Raw genomic sequence first — 16,966 nt, forward strand, 5'->3', positions numbered from 1 at the left:
CTGCACGGGCCTGGGCGGCTCGCGCGGCCTGCGCAGCCTGCGTCCGGGCCTAGTGGTTTGGGCGGGGGAGGTTCCCCGGTGGGGGAGCTCCGGGGCAGAACCCCCCCCCCCTCTCCTCCCCCCCACCACACCCCCCCCCCCCCCCCCGCCGCACCCTGCTCCACGAGGCACTCACCGACCGGGCCGTCCGGCTCGGCATCCCGATCCTCCCCCGCAGGGTTCGCCAAGTGAGCCAGTACGCCGACCACGTCACGGCGGACGGGATGGCCGCCCGGTATCTCGTGGCGGCGGACGGACTGCACTCACCGACCCGGCGGGCGCTCGACCTGGACGAGCGGCCGAGGGCAGGACGCCGGCCGCCGCGGTACGGATTGCGACGTCACTACTCCGTCGAGCCGTGGAGCGACCTGGTGGAGGTGCACTGGGCGGCGGGCTGCGAGGCCTACGTCACGCCGCTGGGCCCGCGCCAGGTCGGAGTCGCCGTCCTCACGTCCGAACAGCTCCCGTACGAAGCCCAGCTGGCCCGATTCCCGCTGTTGGTGTCCCGGCTCGGTACGGCGGGCCGGACGCCGGTCCGGGGCGCGGGTCCGCTCCGCCAGCAGGCCCGCTCCAGGGTGGCCGGGCGGGTCCTGTTCGTGGGCGACGCCGCCGGATACGTCGACGCCCTGACGGGCGAGGGCCTCGCCCTGGCCCTGACGGCCGCCGCCGAACTCGTGCGCTGCCTGCGCCAAGGCCGCCCCCAGGACTACGAAGACGCGTGGCGTCGGCTGTCCCGCAACTACCGGCTGCTGACCAAGTCCCTGCTCTGGGCCCGCAACCAGCCCCGACTGGCGCCCCTGATCACCCCTGCTGCGGCCCGCTTCCCCGGCCTGTTCCAGCAGGCCGTGAACCTGCTGGCGTGAGTGCTCTTCACCGTCGGGGCACGGGAGCCCATCGAACCGGTCTCCCCGGACCAGGCTGGTTGTGCCTTGAGCCTGACACGCACCCGCCGCGTGGAGTGCTTCGACGGCCACGGCGGGCGACGTCTCGCGCATCGTCCGGTACGGCAGATGGCGGACGGAACTTGTGGAGCGGCCACGCGCTCAGCAGGCTTGTACCCATGCTCTCACCCGCCCCCGGACCGGTCCGCTCGTCCGTGGCAGAGGCCCGGCGGGCCGGTTCCCGCCGGGCGCTGCTCGGCGGCTGCGTCGGCAACTTCATCGAGTGGTACGAGTTCGGTGTCTACGGCTACCTCGCCACCGTCATCGCGGCGCACTTCTTCACTCCCGAGGGCGGCAGCGAGGTGGAGGGGCTCGTCAAGACGTACGCCTCCTTCGCCCTCGCGTTCTTCTTCCGGCCCGTCGGGGCGGCGGTGTTCGGGCGGCTCGGTGACCGGATCGGCCGGCGGCCGACGCTCGTCCTGGTCATCTGCCTGATGACCGGCGCCACGACGCTCATCGGCGCGCTCCCGACGTACGCGACCATCGGCGCGGCCGCGCCGTGGCTGCTGACGTTGCTGCGGATCGTGCAAGGGCTGTCGGCGGGCGGGGAGTTCGGCGGGGCGGTCTCGGTCATGACGGAGAGCGCCCCGCCGGGCCGCCGGGGGCGGTACGGGGCGTGGCAGTCGTTCACGGTCTCGCTCGGCCTGCTCGCGGGCGCCGGTACGACGGCGCTTCTGGCGACCGTACTGACCCCCTCGGAGCTGGACGCCTGGGGCTGGCGGGTGCCCTTCCTGCTGACGCTGCCGCTCGGGCTCGCCGCACTGTGGCTGCGCGTGCGCCTGGACGAGACGCCCGCCTTCGTCGCGGAGGCCCGGGCGGCGGCCGCCGTCTCCCCGGCGGGCGGACCCCCGCGGCGACCGCCCGCCGGGGAGACGGCCAGGGCCGTCGCGCTGGGCGCCGGGCGGGTCATGGGCTGGTCGGCGGCCGGGTACACCTTCCTCGTGGTCCTGCCCTCCTACCTCCAGAACACGCTGAACGCGACGTTCCAGCAGGCCCTGGTGGCGACCGTGCTGGCGAACCTGGGGTTCGCGGCGACCATCCTGCCCGCCGGCGCGTTGAGCGACCGGCTCGGGCGGCGGACGGTGATGCTGGCCGGGGCGCTGCTGGTGGTCGTGTTCGCGCTGCCGCTGCTGAACCTGGTCCAGGACACGGGCGCGCCGGTGTACGCGAAGGGGGCCGCGCTCTTCGCCGCGGGGGCAGCCGTCGGTCTGATGGCCGGACCCGGTCCCGCGATGCTGTCCGAGATGTTCCCTACCACGGTGCGCTACACGGGGCTGGGGCTGGCGTACGCGCTGTCCAACGCCGTGTTCTCGGGATGCGCGGGGCTGATCATCACCAGGGCCGTCGCGTGGACCGGGGACGCAGACATTCCCGCGTACTACGCCGCGACCGCCTGCGCGGTCAGCGTCGCAGCGCTGCTCACCCTGCGCGGCGACGACCACGAGCGGACGCTCCGGTGAGCGGCCCGCCGGTGGGCGTCCGCAGGGCGGGCGCCCTGCGCGTCGTGGGGCTGATGTCGGGCACCTCGCACGACGCCATCGACGCGGCCGCCGCGGACCTCGCCCTGGACGGGGACACGCTGGTGCTCACGCCGCTCGGCATGATCAGTACCGCGTACGAGGACGGTCTGCGGGCGGAGCTCGCCGGGGCACTGCCACCCGCCGCGACGGATCTGGCCACGGTGTGCAGGCTCGACACGCGCATCGGCCAGGCCTTCGCCGCAGCGGCCGTACGGGCAGACCTCGAACTGTGCGACGGCCGGACCGATCTGACGGCCTCGCACGGGCAGACCGTCTACCACTGGGCCGCGTCCGGCCGGGTGTACGGCACGCTCCAGATCGGCGAGCCCGCCTGGATCGCCGAAGCCACGGGCCGGCCCGTGGTCTCCGGCTTCCGCACGCGGGACGTGGCCGCCGGGGGACAGGGCGCACCCCTGGTGAGCGTCTTCGACGTCATGTGGCTGCGCGGGCGGCCGGGCGTCCCCGTGGCGCTCAACCTGGGCGGCATCGCGAACGTGACGGTGGTCGCGGACTGGGCGGGCGGCGCACCGTTGGCCTTCGACACCGGCCCCGCCAACGCGCTGATCGACGCGGCGGTACGGGAGCTCGCAGCGGGGGGCGCCCCGGGCCGGGCGCGGTCCATGGACGTGGACGGCGTGCTCGCCGCACGCGGAACCGTGCACCCGGGGCTGCTGCGGAAACTGCTGGACGAGCCGTACTACGCCCTGCCCGCACCGAAGACGACGGGCAAGGAACTCTTCCACCTGCCCTACCTGCGCGCGGCGCTGGACACCTGCGGGCCGCTGCCCGCCGAGGACGTCGTCGCCACCCTGACCCGGCTCACGGCACGGACCGTCGCCGACGCCGTCCGGCCCTTCGGGCCGACGGAGGTGATCGCGTCGGGCGGCGGCACCCGCAACCCGGTGCTGATGCGGTGGCTGAGGGAGGAACTGGGCGGGGGTGACGCGGGCGCGGCGCTGCGGACGTCGGACGAGCTCGGACTGCCGTCCGGCACGAAGGAGGCGTACGCCTTCGCCGTCCTGGGCTGGCTCACCGTGCACGGTCTGCCCGCGACCCTTCCCTCCTGCACCGGCGCCCGGCACCCGAGCGTCCTCGGCTCGCTCACACCCGGCGCGGGGGGCCGGAGCCTGCCCGCGCCGCTGGCGACGGCGCCAGGCCGCCTGGTCGTCCGCGCCCCGCGCACATCCCGGTGAGCAGAGCACGGCTCCCGTGCGAGATGGCGCGCACCCGGGGCGCACTCCGGCTCGCTGTTTGAGCTCCGTCGGACGGGCCAGACGGGGAGGGAACGCGCATCCGAATGCGGTGCGCATCCGATGGAGGTTCCGAGGTGGGAAACGTGTCGCGTCTGCCCGGCCGTGCCGAGCACCACTGGCTGTGGCAGGAGGAGGCCGCCTGCCGCGAACTGGGCTCGCGCCTGTTCTTCCACCCGAGGGGCGAGCAGGGGCCTGACCGCGAACGGCGGGACGAGGCGGCCAAGGAGGTGTGCGCGCTGTGCCCGGTGCAGCGCGACTGCCTGCGGCACGCGCTGAAGGTCGCCGAGCCGTTCGGGATCTGGGGCGGTCTCACCGCGCGCGAGAGGCACCGGCTGCGCACCGAGGAAGCGGAAAGTCCGTCCCTGCCGTCCACCGCCTGAGCCTCGCCGACCGTGGTGTCAGGGCAGGGGGCCCCGGCCAGACGGGTTCACCGATGATTCGGACGCGGCCGGACTGGTGGGCATCGGCGAAGGCCAGGAGGAGCCTGGGGATGATGCGGCCCGGATTGCGCCCCACGATCGCCATGTCGAGGAAGCGCACACCGCGGACCATGCCTATGAGGTGACGGAGTCGTCCGCGGCGCCGTCGTCGGTCAGAAGGCCCGTCCTCAGCCGTTCCGTGATCCGGTTCAGCAGCCGGGAGACGTGCATCTGGGAGAGGCCGAGCCGGTTTCCGATCTCGGACTGGGTGAGTTCCTCGCCGAAGCGCAGGGCCAGGATCCGGCGATCGCGGTCACTGAGGGTCGTCAGCAGGGGTTTGAGCGCTTCCACGCATTCGATGCGGTCGTACGCCGCTTCCTCGGCGCCGAGCGAAGACGTCAGCGGCGACACGTTCGTGTCCTCGCCCAGCGGTGCTTCGAGGGATCCGGCGGTGTAGCCGTTGGTGGCCCGGAGCCCCTCGGCCAGCTCGGCGTCGGTGATTCCGAGGCGTTGCGCCAGCTCGTGTTCGGACGGCCGGCGGCCCAGCCGCTGCTCGAGGGCGTCGTAGGTCTTGGCGATGTCGAGCCGGAGTTCCTGCAGACGCCGGGGGACCTTCACCGACCAGCTGGTGTCACGGAAGAACCGTTTGATCTCACCGATGATGGTGGGGATCGCGAACGTGGCGAACTCGATCCCGCGCTCCACTTCGTACCGGTTGATGGCCTTGATCAGGCCGATCGTGCCGACCTGGATGATGTCCTCCAGCGGTTCCCTGCGCGCGCGGTAGCGGCGGGCCGAGTACTTCACCAGGCTGAGGTTGAGCTCGACGAGGGTGTTGCGCACGTACGAGTACTCGGCAGTGCCCTCCTCCAGGGTGTCCAGACGTCGGAAGAGCGTGGTGGACAGGGTCCGGGCGTCCCCGGTGCTCACTGCGACCAGGTCCTCGGGGAGGCGGAGCGGGTCCGGGAGGAGCTCGGTATGGAGGGGATCCTCAGTGTCGCGGGTGATGGGTGACATGTGAGACCTCTGACGGATGGGGCTGCGGCCGAGAGGCGCAGCGGGGGACCGTCATCGTCTTCCCGATGGCTGTATACCCCCTCACGGGGCGGGCTGACCCTTTCCCCTCGCGGGGATCCCGTAGGGGGCTCTCAGCGCGCCTGCCGGGTATCAGCCGTACGGGGGCAGGGGGTGCAGGCCCTCGTGTGATCTTCTGAAGATCGGCAGGTTCTGGGTGGGCCTTCTCCGTCCGGGCAGTCGCCAGACGTTCCGTCCACCGACGCGATCCGCCCAGCGGGGATCACCGCGTCCCACCCGGAGGTGCGCGATGCTCGACACGGTCCTGACCGGCGGAGACACTCCGGCGCGGCTGATCGCCCTGCCCGGTGTGTACCGGCCGCAGTCCGATACGCGGCTGCCGGCCGATGCCCTCTCCCGCGAGGAGCCGGGGTCCGGGACCGAGGTCCTGGAGATCGGCACCGGCGCCCTCGCACTGTGCGCGGCCGGCGCCGGTGCACGGGTGACGGCGGTCGACGTCTCCTGGCCCGCCGTGTTCGCGACCCGGCTCAACGCGCTGCGCCGTCGGCTGCCGCTGCGCGTGTTCCACGGAGACTTCGCCGCGCGCACGCGGGGCCTGACCGCCGACGTGTGTCCCGGGTCACGGTCCCCTGGGGCCCGGTGCTGCGGTCCAGACGGGCGTGGCTGCTGAGCCGGGGCCTGGCCGAGGGGGACGAGTGGGAAGAGCTGGTGGTCATCCGTGGCCGGCGTCCCTGAGGACCGCCCTGCCGAGCGGGACGGGCCCGCCCGCGGCGAACGCCGCGCGGCTCGCCGAGTGGTGGTGGATCCGCAGGGCCCGGTGCTGGTCGAGGGACCCGTGGAGGTCGTCCTGGAGGACGAGAGCGTCGTCCGGTCCGACCGCTTCATGGTCGCCCTGTGCACCTGCCGCCGCAGCCGCACCTACCCCTGGTGCGATACGAGCCACCGCCCCCGCGAACGCCCCGTCGCACCCGACGGCCCACAGGACAGGAGCACCGGATGACGACCACCGCCACCACCCCGAGGAGCGGACCCAGCCTGGTAGGGGGCCGGGGCGTACTGTCGGACGCCGTCCTGGAGGCGTTCACAACGGGGCGCCCTCCGATGCACCACGCGGTCGCCGTCCTCGCGGCCGATCCATGGGGCGAGGATCTCCAGCTCGCCCTCTACCTGCTCTACGAACTTCACTACCGGGGTTTTGGAGGCGTCGGCGACGACCGCGAGTGGGACCCGGACCTGCTCCGCCTGCGGCAGGCGATGGAGACCCGGTTCCTGCACGCCCTGCGCACCGAGCCGGCGGACGCCCCCCGGTCGGCCGGGGAAGCCTTCGCACCGCTCCTCGTCGAGCCGGTCGACCTCACGGACAGCGTCAGCCACCTCCTCGAAACGCGGGGCGAGCTCTGGCAGTTGCGCGAGTACGCGGCCCTGCGCTCGCTCTACCACCTCAAGGAGGCCGACCCGCACGTCCGGGTCGTACCCCGGCTCACGGGACGGGCCAAGGCCGCCATGGTCGCGATCGAGTACGACGAGTTCGGCGCCGGGCGTGCGGCGGACATCCACGCGCAGCTCTTCGCCGACCTCATGGACGACCTCGGCCTGGACCACACGTACGGCAGGTACCTGGACCACGCCCCGGCCCCGTTGCTCGCCACCGTCAACCTCATGTCACTGTTCGGCCTGCACCGCGCCCTGCGCGGCGCCCTCGTTGGTCACTTCGCCTGTGTCGAAGTGACCTCCTCACCCGGCTCGCGCCGCATGGCCAAGGCCATGCGGCGATGCGGTGCGGGTCCGGCCGCGGAGCGCTTCCACGCGGAACACGTCGAGGCCGACGCGGTGCACGAGCAGGTCGTACGGCGCGAGGTGATCGGCGGCCTCCTCGCCGACGAACCCCACCTGGAGCCCGATGTGGCCTTCGGCTGCGCGGCCACGGTCCTGCTGGAGGACCGCCTCGGAGCACACCTGCGGGAAGCCTGGGAGAACGGGCGCTCCGCGCTGCGGACGCGGCTGTCGGCGCAGCCGTGAGGCGGATCGGGCGATCAGGCGGGGTGCCCCGCCGAGATGTCGGCGATATCGCTGAACCGGAGCAGGGGCGGCTCGTCGCGCCGCCCGGGCGGGCTCTGGTCCACGGGCTCGAGCAGGAAGCCGACGTGGTCCCCGTCGCCCTCCACGTGCCCCCGCACCCGGCCGACGAACCAGGCGAGGCAGTCCTCGAGGACCGGTGCGCCCCCTTCTCCGGGCCGCCAGGCCACCCGCTCGAACTTGTCGACGTCGTCGCCGGTCCGCCCGCCGAACCAGTCCGCCGTGGACCTCTGCTCGCGGCGCAGGACGTGGACCGCCACGTGCGAGGCGCGGCGTGCGACGCGATAGGTCCGGTTGGACGTGGAGATCCACACCATGAAGCGGGGCGGGTCGATCGAGCACTGCGAGGCGAATCCCACCAGGCAGCCGGCCCGGTCACCATCGGCCGCCGCGGTCACGACGTACATCGGGTAATCGAGGACGTCGGTGAAGCCGTCCAGTCCGGTTCCGGTCACGGAAAGCTCCTCGGGTGAGCGGTGGAATTCCCACCGCGGAAGTTCAGGGCCGATCGACAGCTAAGGAAGGAATTCCCGGGTACACGCAATCCACAGCATCGCGGCGGATCAACCGTTTCGCCGAATTCCCGACATGAGAACGAGGCCACCATGATCTTCGCCGGACTCATCCTCCTGCTCATCGGATTCCTGACAGGAATCTCCATCCTGTGGACCATCGGGATCATTCTCCTCGTGGTGGGCGCAGTGCTCTGGATTCTGGGCTCGGTCGGGCACGCGGTCGGCGGACGACGCCACTACTACTGACCGGTTCGCCACGGCGCAGGGCGCAGGGACCCAGTGACGTCCCACCTCCGCCAGAGGAAGACCTCTTCCATGGCCATCCGCAATCGACCGATCCGGCGTCCCCCGCACGGGGGACCACACTGAGGCTATGGAGAGTGACGTCCGCTCATGAACTCTTTGGAGAAGGTGCGACCCCCGCCCGCAGGGGCGGAAACGGGGAGCGACTTCGCCCGGCTGTCCAAGAAGATCCAGGCGGCCGGACTGATGGGCCGGCGCCCGGGCTACTACGCACTGCGCATCACCGCCGTGACGATCCTCTACGCCCTGGGCTGCACGGCCTTCGTGCTCATCGGGGACAGCTGGTGGACCCTGCTCGCCGCCGGATTCCTGGCCGCCGTCTTCGGGCAGGTGGCGCTGCTGGCGCACGACGTCGCGCACCGGCAGGTCTTCCGGCTGCGCAGGTCCAGCGAACTGTCAGGGCGTCTCGCCGGGAACCTCGGCATCGGGATGGGATACGGCTGGTGGCAGGACAAGCACAGCCGGCACCACGCCAACCCGAACCACGAGGACCTCGACCCCGATCTCGATCCGGACATCCTCGTCTGGACACAAGGCCAGGCCCGGGCCGCGAAGGGGCTGCCGCGGCTCCTGGGACGCTCACAGGCGTTCCTGTTCTTCCCGCTGCTCACGCTGGAGGGCTTTAACCTGCACGTGTCCGGGATCCGGTCCCTCGCCGACGGCGCCCTGAAGAACCGGGTGTGGGAGGGCGTCCTCCTCTTCACGCACATCGCGGTCTATCTCGGCGCACTGTTCCTGGTGCTTCCGCCCGGCAAGGCGATCGCGTTCCTGATGGTCCACCAATGCCTCTTCGGCATCTACCTCGGGTCCATCTTCGCCCCGAACCACAAGGGCATGCCGACTCTGCGCGGCGCGGACCGGCCGGACTTCCTGCGCCGCCAGGTGCTGACCTCCCGCGACGTGCGGGGCGGCCGGTTCACCGACATCGTGCTCGGCGGCCTGAACTACCAGATCGAGCACCACCTCTTCCCGAGCATGCCCAGCCCGCACCTGCGCCGGGCCCAGGTCATCGTCCGCGGCCACTGTGAGGAGCTCGGAGTGAGTTACCTGGAGACCAGCCTGATCAACTCCTACCGGCAGACCCTCGCCAGCCTCCACCACGCCGGCGCCCCGCTCCGGCAGCCCCGCGTGCGGCGCCCCGCGCCGAGCAGCCCGTAGCCTGGCCCGATGCGTCAGCACGACCTTGTGGTCATCGGTGCGGGATCCGGCAACTCCGTCGTCGACGATTCGTTCGCCGGTCTCGACGTGGCGATCGTCGAGGAGAAGTGGTTCGGCGGAACCTGCCTGAACGCGGGCTGCATCCCGAGCAAGATGTTCGCCTACGCCGCACACGTGGCCCGGACCGTCGGCGAAGCCGGTACGTACGACGTGGGCGCGGAGCTGCTCGGCGTGCGCTGGCGGGCGATGCGCGACCGGGTGTTCGCACGCCTGGACGCCGAGCGCGAGGAGGGCCGGCGGGGGCGCCGGGAAGCCGACTCCGTCACCGTGTACGAGGGAAGCGCGCGTTTCACGGGCCCGCGGGAGCTGCGGATCGAGTGCGCGGACGGTTTCGTCGACATCGGCGCCCGGCAGATCGTCATCGCCGCCGGAGGCCGCCCACTGGTACCCCCACCCGTGCTCGAGTCCACGCTGCCGTACGAGACGTCCGACACCGTCATGCGGATCGAAGCCCCGCCCCGCCGCCTGGCCGTCCTCGGCGGCGGCTACATCGCGGCCGAGCTCGCGGAGGTGTTCGCGGCGGCCGGCAGCTCCGTGGTCATCGTGGAGAAGGAGGACCGCCTGCTCGGCCCGCAGGACGAGACGGTCGCCGAACGGTTCACCGAACTGGTCCGTTCCCGCTACGACCTCAGGCTGGGCCGGGAAGTGACCGCGGTGGGCGGCCGCCCGGGCGCCCTGCGGCTGACCCTGGACGACGCCTCCACGCTCGAGGCGGACATGCTGCTGGTCGCCGCGGGCCGCGTGCCCAACAGCGACCGGCTGAACCTCGAGGCCGCGGGCGTCGCCACCCACGACGACGGCCGCGTCGTCGTCGATGCGTACCAACGCACCACCGCGGAAGGGGTCTTCGCGCTCGGTGACATCTGCACACCGGTACCGCTCAAGCACGTGGCCAACCGTGAGGCGCAGGTCGTCGCCCACAACCTGCGCCACCCCGACGACCTGATCGCGGCCGACCACGACCTGGTACCCGCGGCCGTCTTCACCAGCCCCCAGATCGCCTCGATCGGCGCCACCGGGCAGGACTGCCGCGACCAGGGCCTCGATCCGCTGGTGGGCGAGGCCCGGTACGCGGACATCGCCTACGGCTGGGCGATGGAGGACACCACCGGCTTCTGCAAGGTGCTCTCCGAACGCGGCACCGGCCGCCTGCTCGGAGCCCACCTCATGGGCCCGCAGGCCGCGACCCTCATCCAGCCCCTCGTCATGGCGATGACCCTGGGCATCGACGCCCCCACCCTGGCCAGGTCCCCGTACTGGATCCACCCGGCGCTCACCGAGCTCGTGGAGAAGGCCCTCCTCGACCTCGACCTGTGACGGCGAAACCCGTGATGACTGATTCACGAATTCGCGAGTTCGTGGCTCAGGTGTCGAGCAGTCGGTTGACCAGCGAGCGGTAGGCCCGCAGGGCCTGGCGCAGGTCCTCGGTGGCCACCTGCTCACCGCGGTCCCATTGCTTCTCCAGCCCGCTCCGGTGTTCGGAAAGGGTGCCGGCGAACGCCTGCATGACCTCCGCCACCAGGGTGTCCGCCGACCGGACCGCTTCCTGCGGATCGTCCACGAACCGGCCCTGGATCTCACCCCACCGGGTGCGATAGCGCTCTGCCTCCGCGGTTCCCAGCAGCGGTTCCTCTTCGGTCCCGGCTGCACCTACCGACTCTGCACGTACCGGCTCTGCACCTACCGGCTCTGCACCTACCGACTCTGCACCTACCGGCTCTGCACCTACCGACTCTGCCGGATCGGGTGCCGGTACGTCCTCCGGTACGGGCCCCGGTTCCCGCCCGGCTCGGTGAGCCCCTTCGGGGCCCCCGGCGGGCTCGGCGGCCGGGACCCCGCTCGCATCGCGGGCCTGGCTCGCATCGTGCCGCTCACCCGTGGCCTCGCCGGGGAACAGGGGCGCGTCCCCGTCACCGGACGGCGCGGGGCGCGCTAGATCCTCCGTGGTCAGGGCGGGCTCGCGTGCCCGTCCCGCAGTGTCGTCGTGATTCGGATTCTGCATGTCATCGGCTCCTCTGGTCGGCGAGCAGCTCCTCGAACAGCGTGCGGTAGTGGACCATCGCCCCGCGCAGCTCCTCCGTCGTCGCCCGTCCCGCATCGCTGCGCACCTTCACCGCGTGCGCGGCCCGGTACTCCTCCAGCGTGCGGCCGTGCTCCACGGAGAGATCGCGCAACTGGTCCTCGTACCCCTCGGTCGGATAGCCGAGCTCTCCCATCAGCCGCGTCACCAGCTCGTCGGCCGCTGCCACGGATCCGTCGGGCCGGTCCACGAACTGCTGTTGCACGCCGGTCCACTCGTCCGCGTACTGGTGCCGGCGGTCGGGGGAGAGCTCCTTGATGTCGAGTCGGTCGTGCCGCTCCTCACGGGCGCGCAGGTCCCGCTCGGCGGAGCGCTTGTCGCCCTGTTCCTCGACGGTGCGGTTGTACTCCGGCCCGAACCGTTCACGCAGGTGGCGTCGTCGGGCAAGCATCCACAGCAGTGCCGTGAGCGCGAGCACGACGACCGCCGCCCCGACGATGACGGCAATCAGCACATTGGTTGACATCTTCTGCCTCCGTCCGGGGGCTCATCGTGTCTGCCTCGCGGCTGCCCCGCTGGGTGGCGGCCAAACCCGAACGGGGGCGGCCCGGGGGCCGGGGTCGCAGCCGGTCACCGCTCCGTCCGGGGCACTGGTCACCAGGCGGAGCCTCGGGCCGCGCTCCCGGCCGGTCCGGCTCCCGCCTCACTGGCCGGGTCCCACCGGAGGTGCCCGGCGCAGCAGCTCGTCGTGGAGGAGCCGGCCGACGAGCGCGCCTCCGAACACGACCACGCCGACGCCGACGAGCCAGGTCTGGATGACGAGAACGGTTCCGAAGGGGCCGTAGGTGACGGCGCTGGACGCGATCAGCGGCGAGAAGACGTGCCGGGAGAACACCCGTAGCCCGAGCAGCCCGAGCATGGTGGCCACCGCCCCGGGGAGCAGGGCGGTCCACGGGACCCGGCCGCCGAGCAGCAGGTGCTGTGACCACCAGAAGAAGAGGGTTCCGATCGCCACCGTGACGAAGCCGCGTGCCGGGGATTCGCGCCACGGCGGGGCGATCGCCGAGAGGAAGAGCACCCCCACCAGCACGCCGAGCCACAGCACGTGACGCCACCGGGCCCACCAGCGGGACGGAGCCAGGTCCCAGACCTGTTCGTAGCCGCTCTGCAGCATCGTGCCGAAGGACAGGCCGAACACGGCGAGCAGCGCGAGGCCGAAGGCGGTCGTGGTCCGCCAGGCCTGGCCGGGCAGGGCGAAGAGCCGCTCGATCTCGGCCCTGGCGGCCGGCGATACGCCGAGCCCGTCGCCCAGCCACTGCGCGAACCCCTGCCCGCCGCGGGTGTCGGCCGCGGATACGACGATGAGCAGGGGCACCAGGGTCAGGAACCCGAGCGCCGCGAACCCGAGGGAGCGTTGCCACAGGTCGACGCCCCGGACGTGGACCCAGCGGCGTCCGGCCCGCGCGCGGCGGACCGCACTGCGCATCCGCCCGAAGGGCGACAGCCGACGGATCCTGCCGGACCCGGTCATCTCACCGGCGCACGCCCGGGTCCGCCGCCACCGCCGCCCCGGCCGGCTCCGAGGCGTCCGCGAAGGGACGTCGGCGGCGGGTGCGGTGACCGGGACGGGTGGACCGGGGGTGGGGTGATGGGCATGGCCGCTCCAGGTGCTGCTTTCACGGTAGGACCCTCCCGACCGGGAATCCACCGGGGGTACGGCGTCCACGTGTCCGGGCGACCAGGTCGGGCATACGCGGGACCGGGGACGACGGCCGCAGGCCGGTCGGTCCGAGTGGTCCTGGTAGTCCGGGCGGTGTGCGGACGGGGCCGCCCGCCCCGGACGAACACAGTGAGTCAACGGTCAGGGCGAGGCGGCAGTGAAGATGACGGGAGAGACCGAGGGCGATCCTCGACGCGGGCGCGGGCACGGGCCGGTCATGGGCCAGCGGCGCCGGCTCGCCCTGCGCAGTGTCCGGGGTGCGGTCGCCAAGGGCCGTGATTTCACCCGCCTGACCCTGCGGGACTGGGGGTGGGACGGACGGGAGAGTGCCGAGGACGCGTTGCTCGTCGTCTCCGAGTTGGTGACCAATGCGGCCCTGCACGCGCACGGCTGCGAAGAGCTCGTACTGACCGCCGGCGAGACCCTGAGGATCGAGGTGCTCGACGGGGTGACGGAGCTGCCGCGCCCCGGAGCCGTACGCCGGCCGGGTGTCCCCGGCGGCCACGGCCTGCACCTCGTGCGGCGGCTCGCCGACCGGTGGGGCTGTTACCCCCTTGGCACGGGCAAGGTCGTCTGGGCGGAGATCGAGTCCTCCCGCCTGGCCGCCGGGCGCCGCGACCCGAAGGCCCCGACCCCGGACCACCGAGGCTAGGTCGTCTCTTTCGGATCTTGTCGGCCGAGCCCGCGGCGTCTGGTGCCGTGCCTGGGCGTGCTGTCGGGGCGCTCGCGTACTGGACGTACGTGGTCGCCTCGGCAGTGCGGCCGGGCGCGGTGCCAGGCGTCGTGGGCCCGGCAAGATCCGAAAGAGACGGCCCAGGGCGTGTCTTTCGGGGGCCCCGCGCCTGCGCCCGGGAGGTCCCGGGTGGGTGCGCACCCGGCACCGGAGCCTCGTGACGCGTGAGTACTGCACACCCCGCCCGTGACAGCCGTGACTGTCGGCGTCCTCTGCGCGCGTGACACGGTCGGTCCTGCAACCGACCGAGGGAGCAGGTGTGAACAAGGGGTACGCAGCCTTCTGCGACGCGGACCGGTGGTTCTACGACGCGCCGTACCGGCGGGCCGGCGAGAGCTATCCGGCCGCCCTCGCCCCCGTCCCTCAGGGATGGCGCTCGCACCGGAGCGGCGACTGGCTCGCGCTGCGTCCCACCGATGCCGAACTGCCCGCACAGGGCTGGAAGATCCACGTCTCGGCCACGCTCGACAACGCCGAGTCGCTGCTGACGACGGTGTACGAGTACTGCACGGCGCGACGCATCGCCTTCAAGTTCGTACCGAGCCGCTACCTGCTGCACCTGCGCAACGCCAAGTACGCCGACCGCGCCGCGAGCGGCAAGTTCATCACCGTGTACCCCGCGGACGAAGGGCAGTGCCGCCGCATCGCGGAGGAGCTCGACGTCGCGCTGGCGGGAGCTGCCGGCCCGTACATCCTCAGCGATCTGCGCTGGGGCGCCGGACCGGTCCACCTGCGCTACGGCAGCTTCACCCTGCGGCACTGCTACGACGAGCACGGCGAGCTGGTCCCGGCGATCGAGACCCCCGAAGGGCGGCTCGTACCGGACCGCCGCGGACCGGTCTTCCAGCCGCCCGAGTGGCTCGAACTGCCCGGCTTCCTGAAGCCGCACCTCGAAGCGCGCTCCGCGCTCACCCTGACCGGCGTTCCCTTCACGGTGGAGCGGGCGCTGCACTTCTCCAACGGCGGCGGCGTGTACGTCGGCAGGGACACCCGCACCGGAGCGACCGTGGTCCTCAAGGAAGCCCGGCCGTACGCGGGCCTCGCCGCCGACGGAGCCGACGCCGTGACCCGGCTGCACCGCGAACGGGCTGCGCTGGAGCGGCTGGAGGGCCTGGACTGCGTCCCGTCGGTCCTCGGCACGTTCACGGTCGGCGACCACCACTTCCTGGTACTGGAGCACCTTGCGGGCAAACCGCTCAACACCTACTTCGCCCGCCGCCACCCGCTGATCGAGGCGGACCCCGAACCTGCGGAGCTCACCTCCTACACCGAGTGGGCCCTCACCATCCACCGGAAGGTGACGGAGGCCGTCGACGCCGTGCACGCCCGCGGCGTGGTCTTCAACGACCTCCACCTCTTCAACATCATGGTGGCCGAGAACGAGACCACGGGCGAACCCACCGTCTCGCTCCTGGACTTCGAAGCCGCCGCGCACGTCGACGAGGGACTGCGGCAGACCGTGGCCAACCCCGCCTTCGTCGCCCCGGCCGAGCGGCGCGGGTTCTCCGTCGACCGCTACGCCCTCGCCTGCCTGCGGCTCGCCCTGTTCCTCCCGCTGACCAGCCTGCTCGTCCTCGACCGGGCCAAGGCCGCGCATCTGGCCGCCGTGGTCGCCGAACAGTTCCCCGTACCGCGGCAGTTCCTCGACGAGGCCGTCGAGGAGATCCTCTCCGGCGCCCCGCGGGGCGCACCGGGTGACCGCCTGCCCGCGCCGGCCGGACCGTACCTGCCGGTCGAGCCGCGGGACTGGCCCGCCGCCCGTACGTCCATGAGCGCGGCGGTGCGTGCGAGCGTCACCCCGGACCGCGAGGACCGCCTCGTCCCGGGCGACATCGCCCAGTTCGCCAACCCCGGTGGAGGCATCGGCTTCGGCCACGGGATCGCCGGCGTGCTCCACGCCCTCGCCGAGACCGGCGCCGAACCCTGGCCCGAGGCCGAGGAATGGCTCCTCGACCGGACCCGGGAGCCGCTCTCCGGCACCCCGCTCGGCTTCTACGACGGCCTGGCCGGCACGGCCTGGACCCTGCACCGGCTCGGACACCACGACCGGGCCCTCGCCCTCGCCGACCAGCTGCTGCACCAGCCCTGGGAGAGCGCGGGCCCCGACCTGCACGGCGGACTCGCAGGCATCGGCCTCGCCCTGGACGCCCTCGCCGCGGCGAGCGGCGAGAGCGAACTGCACACCGCGGCCCTGCGCTGCGCCGAGCTGATCGCCCGGCCCGGGCAGCGCCCGGCCCGCGCGGGACTGCTGTACGGCAACTCCGGCCCCGCCCTGCTGCTCGTACGACTGTACGAACGCACCGGTGACAAGGAACTGCTGGCCCAGGCCGCCCAGGGGCTCCACCGCGACCTCGACCGCTGCGTCACCAGCGCGTTCGGCACCCTCCAGGTGAACGAGGGCTGGCGCACGATGCCGTACCTCGGCGAGGGCAGCGTCGGCATCGGCATGGTGCTCGACGACTGGCTGGAGCACGGCCCGGACGAGCGCTTCGAGCAGGCCCGGCGCGAGATCGTACGGGCGGCCCAGGCCACCTTCTACGCCCAGCCCGGGCTGATGCGCGGCGCCGCCGGGATGATCCTCCACCTGGCCCGGACCACCACGCCGGGCCCGGGCACGGGACACGAAGCCATCGACCGCCAGATCGGCGCACTGGCCCGGCACGCCGTGCCCTACCAGGGGCATCTGGCCTTCCCCGGCGAGCAGATGATGCGGCTGTCCATGGACCTCTCCACGGGCACGGCCGGCGCTCTCCTCGCCCTCGGCAGCGCCGCGCCCGGCGGGCGCGCACACCTGCCGTTCCTCCCGCCGCTGCGCGAACGCGCCGCGGCCCCAGAGCCGGTCCCGTCCGGGACCGTGACCCATCGCACCACCCGAGAGAAGAAGAGGAACCGACATGACCCTTCTTGACCTGCAGTCGATGGAGACCCCGAAGGAAGAGATCACGGAGATGCACGGCGGCGGTGGCGGCGGCAGCAGGGCAAGCCTCCTGCTCTGCGGCGACAGCAGCCTCAGCATCACGACCTGTAACTAACCAGGTCACTCCGGGCCCGGGCGGTGCACCGCCCGGGCCCGCCCCACGTCTTTTGAGGCGGCCGACAACAAGTCCCCCCCCCACCGCGGCCTGCCCAAAGCTGGCGCCCCCCCAGGCGCGCCACCCCCACCACGCACCCGTC

At 72.4% G+C, this 16,966-nt stretch carries 17 protein-coding genes and 2 pseudogenes; 13 read left to right on the plus strand and 6 right to left on the minus strand.

The annotated features are described in order from the left end of the window. The 4 genes and pseudogenes from ACFWBW_RS36490 to ACFWBW_RS36505 form a co-directional block, all read left to right on the plus strand. Positions 1 to 902 (plus strand): annotated as a pseudogene (locus ACFWBW_RS36490) (NAD(P)/FAD-dependent oxidoreductase); the annotation flags it as partial. 197 nt (positions 903 to 1,099) lie between these two features. After that, positions 1,100 to 2,440, plus strand: a complete 1,341-nt coding sequence (locus ACFWBW_RS36495) for an MFS transporter (RefSeq protein ID WP_385382371.1) — start codon at positions 1,100 to 1,102, stop codon at positions 2,438 to 2,440. A 35-nt stretch (positions 2,441 to 2,475) separates the two neighbouring features. Further along, entirely contained in the window at positions 2,476 to 3,693 is a 1,218-nt protein-coding gene (locus tag ACFWBW_RS36500) for an anhydro-N-acetylmuramic acid kinase (RefSeq protein WP_385382435.1), read from the plus strand. A gap of 143 nt (positions 3,694 to 3,836) precedes the next feature. After that, positions 3,837 to 4,133 (plus strand): WhiB family transcriptional regulator, encoded by a 297-nt coding sequence (locus tag ACFWBW_RS36505; RefSeq protein WP_385382374.1) that lies wholly within the window; start codon positions 3,837 to 3,839, stop codon positions 4,131 to 4,133. 31 nt (positions 4,134 to 4,164) lie between these two features. Here ACFWBW_RS36505 and ACFWBW_RS36510 read toward each other — a convergent pair. Beyond that, a pseudogene (locus ACFWBW_RS36510) lies at positions 4,165 to 4,296 on the minus strand (sensor histidine kinase); the annotation flags it as partial. An 11-nt stretch (positions 4,297 to 4,307) separates the two neighbouring features. Next, positions 4,308 to 5,189: a SigB/SigF/SigG family RNA polymerase sigma factor gene (locus ACFWBW_RS36515; RefSeq protein WP_385382377.1), complete on the minus strand. Its 882-nt coding sequence runs from the start codon at positions 5,187 to 5,189 to the stop codon at positions 4,308 to 4,310. A 307-nt stretch (positions 5,190 to 5,496) separates the two neighbouring features. Here ACFWBW_RS36515 and ACFWBW_RS36520 point away from each other — a divergent pair, with 307 nt between their 5' ends. The 3 genes from ACFWBW_RS36520 to ACFWBW_RS36530 are packed head-to-tail and all read left to right on the plus strand — an operon-like array spanning position 5,497 to position 7,226. Continuing rightward, positions 5,497 to 5,877: a hypothetical protein gene (locus ACFWBW_RS36520; RefSeq protein ID WP_385382379.1), complete on the plus strand. Its 381-nt coding sequence runs from the start codon at positions 5,497 to 5,499 to the stop codon at positions 5,875 to 5,877. A gap of 48 nt (positions 5,878 to 5,925) precedes the next feature. Beyond that, entirely contained in the window at positions 5,926 to 6,207 is a 282-nt protein-coding gene (locus tag ACFWBW_RS36525; protein ID WP_385382382.1) for a CDGSH iron-sulfur domain-containing protein, read from the plus strand. Further along, positions 6,204 to 7,226, plus strand: coding sequence for an iron-containing redox enzyme family protein (locus tag ACFWBW_RS36530; protein WP_385382385.1), 1,023 nt, complete (start codon positions 6,204 to 6,206; stop codon positions 7,224 to 7,226). The genes ACFWBW_RS36525 and ACFWBW_RS36530 overlap by 4 nt, the downstream gene beginning before the upstream one ends. 14 nt (positions 7,227 to 7,240) lie before the next feature. On the opposite strand, the gene ACFWBW_RS36535 is transcribed toward ACFWBW_RS36530, so the two are convergent. Further along, a complete protein-coding gene (locus tag ACFWBW_RS36535) occupies positions 7,241 to 7,690 on the minus strand; it encodes a flavin reductase family protein (protein WP_385382438.1) in 450 nt (149 codons plus the stop codon). A 198-nt stretch (positions 7,691 to 7,888) separates the two neighbouring features. Between ACFWBW_RS36535 and ACFWBW_RS36540 the strand changes: the two genes are divergently transcribed. From ACFWBW_RS36540 to ACFWBW_RS36550, 3 genes are all read left to right on the plus strand, one after another. After that, a complete protein-coding gene (locus ACFWBW_RS36540; protein ID WP_385382388.1) occupies positions 7,889 to 8,044 on the plus strand; it encodes a DUF6131 family protein in 156 nt (51 codons plus the stop codon). 147 nt (positions 8,045 to 8,191) lie between these two features. Then, positions 8,192 to 9,259, plus strand: coding sequence for a fatty acid desaturase family protein (locus ACFWBW_RS36545; protein ID WP_385382391.1), 1,068 nt, complete (start codon positions 8,192 to 8,194; stop codon positions 9,257 to 9,259). Between the two features lie 9 nt (positions 9,260 to 9,268). Beyond that, on the plus strand, positions 9,269 to 10,636 hold the full coding sequence (locus ACFWBW_RS36550; protein ID WP_385382394.1) for a mycothione reductase: 1,368 nt from the start codon (positions 9,269 to 9,271) through the stop codon (positions 10,634 to 10,636). A gap of 46 nt (positions 10,637 to 10,682) precedes the next feature. Here ACFWBW_RS36550 and ACFWBW_RS36555 read toward each other — a convergent pair whose 3' ends face one another. The 3 genes from ACFWBW_RS36555 to ACFWBW_RS36565 all read right to left on the minus strand — a co-directional run bounded on the left by ACFWBW_RS36555 (position 10,683) and on the right by ACFWBW_RS36565 (position 12,825). After that, entirely contained in the window at positions 10,683 to 10,880 is a 198-nt protein-coding gene (locus tag ACFWBW_RS36555; protein ID WP_385382397.1) for a hypothetical protein, read from the minus strand. Positions 10,881 to 11,322: 442 nt separating this feature from the next. After that, entirely contained in the window at positions 11,323 to 11,865 is a 543-nt protein-coding gene (locus tag ACFWBW_RS36560) for a hypothetical protein (RefSeq protein WP_385382400.1), read from the minus strand. A gap of 177 nt (positions 11,866 to 12,042) precedes the next feature. Continuing rightward, complete coding sequence (locus ACFWBW_RS36565) at positions 12,043 to 12,825, minus strand: ribonuclease BN (RefSeq protein WP_385382402.1); 783 nt, start codon at positions 12,823 to 12,825, stop codon at positions 12,043 to 12,045. Between the two features lie 397 nt (positions 12,826 to 13,222). Here ACFWBW_RS36565 and ACFWBW_RS36570 point away from each other — a divergent pair, with 397 nt between their 5' ends. The 3 genes from ACFWBW_RS36570 (at position 13,223) to ACFWBW_RS36580 (ending at position 16,824) form a co-directional block, all read left to right on the plus strand. Next, the gene (locus tag ACFWBW_RS36570) at positions 13,223 to 13,711 is read left to right on the plus strand and encodes an ATP-binding protein (protein WP_385382404.1); all 489 of its coding nucleotides are present in this window, start codon (positions 13,223 to 13,225) and stop codon (positions 13,709 to 13,711) included. Between the two features lie 340 nt (positions 13,712 to 14,051). Next, a complete protein-coding gene (gene lanKC, locus ACFWBW_RS36575) occupies positions 14,052 to 16,700 on the plus strand; it encodes a class III lanthionine synthetase LanKC (RefSeq protein WP_385382407.1) in 2,649 nt (882 codons plus the stop codon). After that, a complete protein-coding gene (locus ACFWBW_RS36580) occupies positions 16,687 to 16,824 on the plus strand; it encodes a SapB/AmfS family lanthipeptide (protein ID WP_254386476.1) in 138 nt (45 codons plus the stop codon). Before lanKC ends, ACFWBW_RS36580 begins: the two co-directional genes overlap by 14 nt. The last annotated feature ends 142 nt before the right edge of the window (positions 16,825 to 16,966 follow it).

This window comes from Streptomyces sp. NPDC059957 (assembly GCF_042730015.1).
Lineage (GTDB): Bacteria > Actinomycetota > Actinomycetes > Streptomycetales > Streptomycetaceae > Streptomyces.